Annotated in this window: 4 protein-coding genes; all 4 read left to right on the plus strand. The window is 56.4% G+C overall.

Going from position 1 to position 9,156, the window contains the following annotated elements; all coding sequences use genetic code 11:
• Positions 1–3,837: DNA-directed RNA polymerase subunit beta (rpoB, locus tag AC1DH9_RS13950; protein WP_477808311.1), on the plus strand; the 3,837-nt coding region annotated here is incomplete at its 5' end.
• A 63-nt stretch (positions 3,838–3,900) separates the two neighbouring features.
• Positions 3,901–8,100 (plus strand): DNA-directed RNA polymerase subunit beta', encoded by a 4,200-nt coding sequence (gene rpoC / locus AC1DH9_RS13955; RefSeq protein WP_054594278.1) that lies wholly within the window; start codon positions 3,901–3,903, stop codon positions 8,098–8,100.
• 216 nt (positions 8,101–8,316) lie between these two features.
• The gene (gene rpsL / locus AC1DH9_RS13960) at positions 8,317–8,688 is read left to right on the plus strand and encodes a 30S ribosomal protein S12 (RefSeq protein ID WP_002555494.1); all 372 of its coding nucleotides are present in this window, start codon (positions 8,317–8,319) and stop codon (positions 8,686–8,688) included.
• Between the two features lie 118 nt (positions 8,689–8,806).
• On the plus strand, positions 8,807–9,156 hold a 350-nt coding region (rpsG, locus tag AC1DH9_RS13965), incomplete at its 3' end, for a 30S ribosomal protein S7 (protein WP_477808312.1).

A 9,156-nucleotide genomic window follows, 5' to 3' on the forward strand; every position in this document is an offset into this window, starting at 1 on the left:
GGCGAACCGGCATTTGATGTCAAAGAATGCGTATTGCGCGGTGTGACTTACGCCGTACCTTTGCGGGTAAAAGTGCGCCTGATCATTTTCGACAAAGAATCGTCGAACAAAGCGATCAAGGACATCAAAGAGCAAGAAGTCTACATGGGTGAAATCCCCCTGATGACTGAGAACGGTACCTTCGTAATCAACGGTACCGAGCGTGTAATCGTTTCCCAGCTGCACCGTTCCCCGGGCGTGTTCTTCGACCACGACCGTGGCAAGACGCACAGCTCCGGCAAACTGCTGTACTCCGCGCGGATCATTCCTTACCGCGGTTCGTGGCTGGACTTCGAGTTCGACCCGAAAGACTGCGTATTCGTGCGTATCGACCGTCGTCGCAAGCTGCCTGCATCGGTACTGCTGCGCGCGCTCGGCTATACCACTGAAGAAGTGCTGGACGCTTTCTACACCACCAACGTCTTCCACGTGCAAGGTGAAAACCTCAGCCTGGAACTGGTGCCTCAGCGCCTGCGCGGTGAAATCGCTGTCCTCGATATTCAGGATGACAAAGGCAAGGTTATTGTCGAGCAAGGTCGTCGTATCACCGCTCGTCACATCAACCAGCTGGAAAAAGCCGGGATCAAAGAGCTGCAAGTGCCTCTGGACTACGTCCTGGGTCGCACTACCGCCAAGGTCATCGTGCATCCGGCTACCGGCGAAATCCTGGCAGAGTGCAATACCGAGCTGAACACCGAGATCCTGGCGAAAATCGCCAAGGCCCAGGTCGTTCGCATCGAGACTCTGTACACCAACGATATCGACTGCGGTCCGTTCGTCTCCGACACACTGAAGATCGACTCCACCAGCAACCAACTGGAAGCGCTGGTCGAGATCTATCGCATGATGCGTCCTGGCGAGCCGCCAACCAAAGACGCAGCCGAGACCCTGTTCAACAACCTGTTCTTCAGCCCTGAGCGCTATGACCTGTCTGCGGTCGGCCGGATGAAGTTCAACCGTCGTATCGGTCGTACCGAGATCGAAGGTTCGGGCGTGTTGTGCAAAGAAGACATCGTCGCGGTACTGAAGACTCTGGTCGACATCCGTAACGGTAAAGGCATCGTCGATGACATCGACCACCTGGGTAACCGTCGTGTTCGCTGCGTAGGCGAAATGGCCGAGAACCAGTTCCGTGTTGGCCTGGTACGTGTTGAGCGTGCGGTCAAAGAGCGTCTGTCGATGGCTGAAAGCGAAGGCCTGATGCCGCAAGACCTGATCAACGCCAAGCCAGTGGCTGCGGCGGTGAAAGAGTTCTTCGGATCGAGCCAGCTGTCCCAGTTCATGGACCAGAACAACCCGCTGTCCGAGATCACCCACAAGCGTCGTGTCTCTGCACTCGGCCCAGGCGGTCTGACGCGTGAGCGTGCCGGCTTTGAAGTTCGTGACGTACACCCGACTCACTACGGTCGTGTGTGCCCGATTGAAACGCCGGAAGGTCCGAACATCGGTCTGATCAACTCCCTGGCCGCCTATGCGCGCACCAACCAGTACGGCTTCCTCGAGAGCCCGTACCGCGTGGTGAAAGACGCTCTGGTCACCGACGAGATCGTTTTCCTGTCCGCCATCGAAGAAGCTGATCACGTGATCGCTCAGGCTTCGGCCACGATGAACGACAAGAAAGTCCTGATCGACGAGCTGGTAGCTGTTCGTCACTTGAACGAGTTCACCGTCAAGGCGCCGGAAGACGTCACCTTGATGGACGTATCGCCGAAGCAGGTAGTTTCGGTTGCAGCGTCGCTGATCCCGTTCCTCGAGCACGACGACGCCAACCGTGCGTTGATGGGTTCGAACATGCAGCGTCAAGCTGTACCAACCCTGCGCGCTGACAAGCCGCTGGTAGGTACCGGCATGGAGCGTAACGTGGCTCGCGACTCCGGCGTTTGCGTCGTGGCTCGTCGTGGCGGCGTGATCGACTCCGTTGATGCCAGCCGTATCGTGGTTCGCGTTGCTGATGACGAAGTTGAAACCGGCGAAGCTGGTGTCGACATCTACAACCTGACCAAATACACCCGCTCCAACCAGAACACCTGCATCAACCAGCGTCCGCTGGTGAGCAAGGGTGATCGGGTTCAGCGTAGCGACATCATGGCCGACGGTCCGTCCACTGACATGGGTGAACTGGCTCTGGGTCAGAACATGCGCATCGCGTTCATGGCATGGAACGGCTTCAACTTCGAAGACTCCATCTGCCTGTCCGAGCGTGTGGTTCAGGAAGACCGCTTCACCACGATCCACATCCAGGAACTGACCTGTGTGGCGCGTGACACCAAGCTTGGGCCAGAGGAAATCACTGCAGACATCCCGAACGTGGGTGAAGCTGCACTGAACAAGCTGGACGAAGCCGGTATCGTTTACGTAGGTGCTGAAGTTGGCGCAGGCGACATCCTGGTTGGTAAGGTCACTCCGAAAGGCGAGACCCAACTGACTCCGGAAGAGAAGCTGTTGCGTGCGATCTTCGGTGAAAAAGCCAGCGACGTTAAAGACACTTCCCTGCGTGTACCTACCGGTACCAAGGGTACTGTCATCGACGTACAGGTCTTCACCCGTGACGGCGTTGAGCGTGATGCTCGTGCACTGTCGATCGAGAAGACTCAACTCGACGAGATCCGCAAGGACCTGAACGAAGAGTTCCGTATCGTTGAAGGTGCTACTTTCGAACGTCTGCGTTCCGCTCTGGTCGGCCATAAAGCCGAAGGCGGCGCCGGTCTGAAGAAAGGTCAGGAAATCACCGACGAAGTTCTCGACGGTCTTGAGCACGGCCAGTGGTTCAAACTGCGCATGGCTGAAGATGCTCTGAACGAGCAACTCGAGAAGGCTCAGGCCTACATCGTTGATCGCCGCCGTCTGCTGGACGACAAGTTCGAAGACAAGAAGCGCAAACTGCAGCAGGGCGATGACCTGGCTCCAGGCGTGCTGAAAATCGTCAAGGTTTACCTGGCAATCCGTCGCCGCATCCAGCCGGGCGACAAGATGGCCGGTCGTCACGGTAACAAGGGTGTGGTCTCCGTGATCATGCCGGTTGAAGACATGCCGCACGATGCCAATGGCACCCCGGTCGACGTCGTCCTCAACCCGTTGGGCGTACCTTCGCGTATGAACGTTGGTCAGATCCTTGAAACCCACCTGGGCCTCGCGGCCAAAGGTCTGGGCGAGAAGATCAACCGTATGATCGAAGAGCAGCGCAAGGTTGCTGACCTTCGCAAGTTCCTGCACGAGATCTACAACGAAATCGGCGGCCGCAACGAAGAGCTGGACACCTTCTCCGACCAGGAAATCCTGGATCTGGCGAAGAACCTGCGCGGCGGCGTGCCGATGGCCACTCCGGTGTTCGACGGTGCCAAGGAAAGCGAAATCAAGGCCATGCTGAAACTGGCAGACCTGCCGGAAAGCGGCCAGATGCAGCTGACTGACGGCCGTACCGGCAACAAGTTCGAGCGCCCGGTTACCGTTGGCTACATGTACATGCTGAAGCTGAACCACTTGGTAGACGACAAGATGCACGCTCGTTCTACCGGTTCGTACAGCCTGGTTACCCAGCAGCCGCTGGGTGGTAAGGCGCAGTTCGGTGGTCAGCGTTTCGGGGAGATGGAGGTCTGGGCACTGGAAGCATACGGTGCTGCATACACTCTGCAAGAAATGCTCACAGTGAAGTCGGACGATGTGAACGGCCGGACCAAGATGTACAAAAACATCGTGGACGGCGATCACCGTATGGAGCCGGGCATGCCCGAGTCCTTCAACGTGTTGATCAAGGAAATTCGTTCCCTCGGCATCGATATCGATCTGGAAACCGAATAACACGTGACGCGAATGAGAGCGGGGCAGGATTGCCCGCTCTCTGCTCCGCCAGGAGGAAAGGCCTTGAAAGACCTACTGAATTTGCTGAAAAACCAGGGTCAAGTCGAAGAGTTCGACGCCATCCGTATCGGATTGGCATCGCCTGAGATGATCCGTTCGTGGTCGTTCGGTGAAGTTAAAAAGCCGGAAACCATCAACTACCGTACGTTCAAACCTGAGCGTGACGGCCTGTTCTGCGCCAAGATCTTTGGCCCGGTAAAGGATTACGAGTGCCTGTGCGGTAAGTACAAGCGCTTGAAGCATCGTGGTGTGATCTGCGAGAAGTGCGGCGTTGAAGTCGCGCTGGCAAAAGTTCGTCGTGAGCGTATGGCGCACATCGAACTGGCCTCGCCAGTGGCCCACATCTGGTTCCTGAAATCGCTGCCGTCGCGTATCGGCTTGCTGATGGACATGACCCTGCGTGATATCGAACGTGTTCTCTACTTCGAGAGCTATGTCGTTATCGATCCAGGCATGACCACCCTTGAGAAAGGTCAGCTGCTCAACGACGAGCAGTACTTCGAAGCGCTGGAAGAGTTCGGCGACGATTTCGATGCCCGCATGGGTGCCGAGGCTGTCCGTGAACTGCTGCACGCTATCGACCTGGAACACGAGATTGGCCGTCTGCGTGAAGAAATTCCGCAAACCAACTCCGAAACCAAAATCAAGAAGCTGTCCAAGCGTCTGAAGTTGATGGAAGCCTTCCAGGGTTCCGGCAACTTGCCAGAGTGGATGGTGCTGACCGTTCTGCCGGTTCTGCCGCCAGATCTGCGTCCACTGGTCCCATTGGATGGCGGTCGTTTCGCGACTTCCGACCTCAACGATCTGTATCGTCGAGTGATCAACCGTAACAACCGCTTGAAGCGCCTGCTTGATCTGTCCGCTCCGGACATCATCGTGCGCAACGAAAAGCGTATGTTGCAGGAAGCCGTCGACGCCTTGCTTGACAACGGTCGTCGTGGCCGCGCTATCACCGGTTCCAACAAGCGTCCTCTGAAATCCCTGGCTGACATGATCAAGGGTAAACAAGGTCGTTTCCGTCAGAACTTGCTCGGTAAGCGTGTTGACTACTCCGGTCGTTCGGTAATTACCGTAGGTCCGACCCTGCGTCTGCACCAGTGCGGTCTGCCGAAGAAAATGGCTCTCGAGCTGTTCAAGCCGTTCATTTTCGGCAAGCTGGAAATGCGTGGTCTCGCTACCACCATCAAAGCTGCCAAGAAGATGGTCGAGCGCGAGCTGCCGGAAGTTTGGGACGTTCTCGCTGAAGTTATCCGCGARCACCCAGTGCTTCTCAACCGTGCACCGACCCTTCACCGTCTGGGTATCCAGGCATTTGAACCGGTTCTGATCGAAGGTAAGGCTATCCAGCTGCACCCGCTGGTCTGCGCCGCGTACAACGCCGACTTCGACGGCGACCAAATGGCCGTGCACGTACCGCTGACACTGGAAGCCCAGTTGGAAGCGCGTGCGTTGATGATGTCGACCAACAACATTCTGTCGCCAGCCAACGGTGAGCCAATCATCGTTCCGTCGCAGGACGTTGTATTGGGTCTGTACTACATGACTCGTGAAGCGATCAACGCCAAAGGCGAAGGTCGTGTGTTCGCGGATCTGCAAGAAGTTGACCGTGTGTTCCGTGCCGGCGAAGCCGCACTGCACGCCAAGGTTAAAGTACGGATCAACGAAACCGTCAACGACCGTGACGGCGGCAGCGTGACCAACACCCGTATCGTCGACACCACTGTCGGCCGTGCGCTGTTGTTCCAGGTTGTGCCAAAAGGTCTGTCGTACGACGTCGTCAACCTGCCGATGAAGAAAAAGGCGATCTCCAAGCTGATCAACCAGTGCTACCGCGTGGTTGGTTTGAAAGAGACCGTGATCTTCGCTGACCAGTTGATGTACACCGGTTTTGCCTATTCGACCATTTCCGGCGTTTCCATCGGTGTTAACGACTTCGTTATCCCGGATGAAAAAGCCCGCATCATCGGTGCTGCCACCGACGAAGTGAAAGAAATCGAAAGTCAGTACGCCTCCGGCCTGGTAACCCAGGGCGAGAAGTACAACAAAGTGATCGACCTTTGGTCCAAGGCGAACGACGAAGTTTCCAAGGCGATGATGGCGAACCTCTCGAAAGAGAAAGTCATCGACCGTCATGGCGTCGAAGTCGAACAAGAGTCCTTCAACTCGATGTACATGATGGCCGACTCGGGCGCACGGGGTTCTGCTGCGCAGATCCGTCAGCTCGCCGGTATGCGTGGCYTGATGGCCAAGCCGGACGGTTCCATCATCGAAACGCCGATTACTGCGAACTTCCGTGAAGGTTTGAGCGTACTTCAGTACTTCATCTCGACTCACGGTGCTCGTAAAGGTCTGGCGGATACCGCGTTGAAAACTGCGAACTCCGGTTACCTGACTCGTCGTCTGGTAGATGTGGCGCAGGATCTGGTTGTAACCGAGATCGATTGCGGCACCGAACACGGTCTGCTGATGACTCCGCACATTGAAGGCGGTGACGTTGTAGAGCCGTTGGGTGAGCGCGTATTGGGTCGTGTTATCGCCCGTGACGTATTCAAGCCAGGTACCGAGGAAATCATCGTTCCTGCCGGCACTCTGGTAGACGAGAAGTGGGTTGAATTCATCGAGCTGAACAGCATCGACGAAGTGATCGTGCGTTCGCCGATCAGCTGCGAAACCCGTTATGGCATTTGCGCCAAGTGCTACGGCCGTGATCTGGCTCGTGGTCACCAGGTGAACATCGGTGAAGCTGTCGGCGTAATCGCTGCCCAGTCGATCGGTGAGCCGGGTACCCAGCTGACGATGCGTACGTTCCACATCGGTGGTGCGGCAAGCCGGACCTCCGCAGCCGATAGCGTTCAGGTGAAGAATGGCGGTACCGTCCGTCTGCACAACCTGAAGCACGTTGAGCGAGTGGATGGTTGCCTGGTTGCTGTGTCCCGTTCCGGTGAGCTGGCAATCGCTGATGACTACGGTCGTGAGCGCGAGCGTTACAAGCTGCCGTACGGTGCTGTGATCTCGGTGAAAGAAGGTGACAAGGTCGACGCTGGCGCAATCGTGGCCAAGTGGGATCCGCACACTCACCCAATCGTTACCGAAATGAAAGGTACCGTGACCTACGTAGGCATGGAAGAGGGCATCACGATCAAGCGTCAGACCGACGAATTGACCGGTATGACCAACATTGAAGTACTCGACGCCAAAGACCGTCCAGCTGCCGGTAAAGACATCCGTCCTGCCGTGAAGATGGTTGATGACAATGGCAAGGATCTCTTGCTGCCGGGTACCGACGTAATCGCTCAGTACTTCCTGCCTGCCAACGCCTTGGTCGGTGTGGCGGACGGTGCGAAAATCGCGATCGGTGATGTTATCGCTCGTATTCCGCAAGAGACTTCGAAGACCCGTGACATCACCGGTGGTCTGCCGCGTGTTGCCGACTTGTTCGAAGCCCGTCGACCGAAAGAAGCCTCGATTCTGGCTGAAGTCAGCGGCACCATCGCGTTCGGTAAAGAGACCAAGGGCAAGCGCCGTCTGGTCATTACCCCGAACGACGGTAGCGATCCGTATGAAGAGCTGATTCCGAAGTGGCGTCACCTGAACGTCTTCGAAGGCGAACAGGTAAACCGCGGCGAAGTTATCTCCGACGGCCCGAGCGATCCACACGACATCCTGCGTCTGCTGGGTGTGAGTGCGCTGGCCAAGTACATTGTTAACGAGATCCAGGACGTTTACCGTCTGCAAGGCGTGAAGATCAACGATAAGCACATCGAGACCATCCTGCGTCAGATGCTGCGTAAAGTTGAAATCGCTGAATCCGGCGATTCCACTTTCATCAAGGGCGACCAGATGGAATTGACTCACGTACTGGTAGAGAACGAGCGTTTGGCTGCTGACGACAAGTTCGTCTCCAAGTTCACTCGCGTTCTGCTGGGTATCACCAAGGCGTCGTTGTCCACCGAATCGTTCATCTCGGCGGCCTCTTTCCAAGAGACCACTCGCGTACTGACCGAAGCGGCGGTAACCGGCAAGCGCGATTACCTGCGCGGCCTGAAAGAAAACGTGGTCGTGGGTCGTCTGATCCCGGCAGGTACCGGTCTGGCTTATCACAGCGAGCGCAAACGCCGCCGTGATGCTGACAAACCGTTGCGCGTAAGCGCCAGTGAAGTGGAAGCTGCACTGACCGAAGCGCTGAACTCGAGCGGTAACTGAGTTCTGCGATAAATAAGTGTGGGGCCCTGGCGCCCCCGTTCATCGAATCGAGACAATTTGTCGAGATTGGATGAGCGGGGAGGTCGGGGCCTTGCCTTGACTGGGGACAAGATCCTCTTTAGACTCTTGTACCCCTAAATTTGGCGGGAATTCGTTCCTGCCATTTTGCTTTTCTTGCAAGACAATAGCGTCGCAAGACAACAGTGGAGCTAGTAGATGGCAACTATCAACCAGCTGGTACGTCAGCCGCGTAAGCGTATCGTCGAGAAATCCGACGTGCCTGCGCTGCAGAACTGCCCGCAACGTCGTGGCGTATGCACCCGTGTGTATACCACCACGCCGAAAAAACCTAACTCGGCACTGCGTAAAGTATGCCGTGTGCGTCTGACCAACGGTTTCGAGGTTTCCTCGTACATCGGCGGTGAAGGCCACAACCTGCAAGAGCACAGCGTGGTACTGATCCGCGGCGGTCGTGTAAAAGACTTGCCAGGTGTTCGTTACCACACCGTACGCGGTTCTTTGGATACTTCCGGCGTTAAAGGTCGTAACCAGGGTCGTTCGAAGTACGGTACCAAGAAGCCTAAGTAGTAGCGGCTTTTTGTAAACACTGAATTATCTATTTTCTGAGTCGATAAGAGTAAGGTCGGAGGCGTCCCGAAAGGGCACCGATTCCGAGCGAACCTGAAGACCGTTTGAGGGCTTATCCATGCCAAGAAGACGCGTAGCAGCCAAGCGCGAAGTGCTTGACGATCCAAAATACGGAAGCCAAATCCTGGCCAAGTTCATGAACCACGTGATGGAAAGCGGCAAGAAAGCCGTTGCCGAGCGTATCGTTTATGGCGCGCTGGAAAAGGTTAAAGAACGCAAGAACAGCGATCCCCTGGAAATCTTCGAGAAAGCTCTCGACGCCATCGCTCCGCTGGTCGAAGTGAAGTCGCGCCGTGTAGGCGGTGCTACTTACCAGGTTCCGGTCGAAGTTCGTCCGTCCCGTCGTAACGCTCTGGCAATGCGCTGGTTGGTAGACTTCGCCCGTAAGCGTGGCGAGAAGTCTATGGC

It is taken from the genome of Pseudomonas sp. 05T35, from assembly GCF_056396605.1.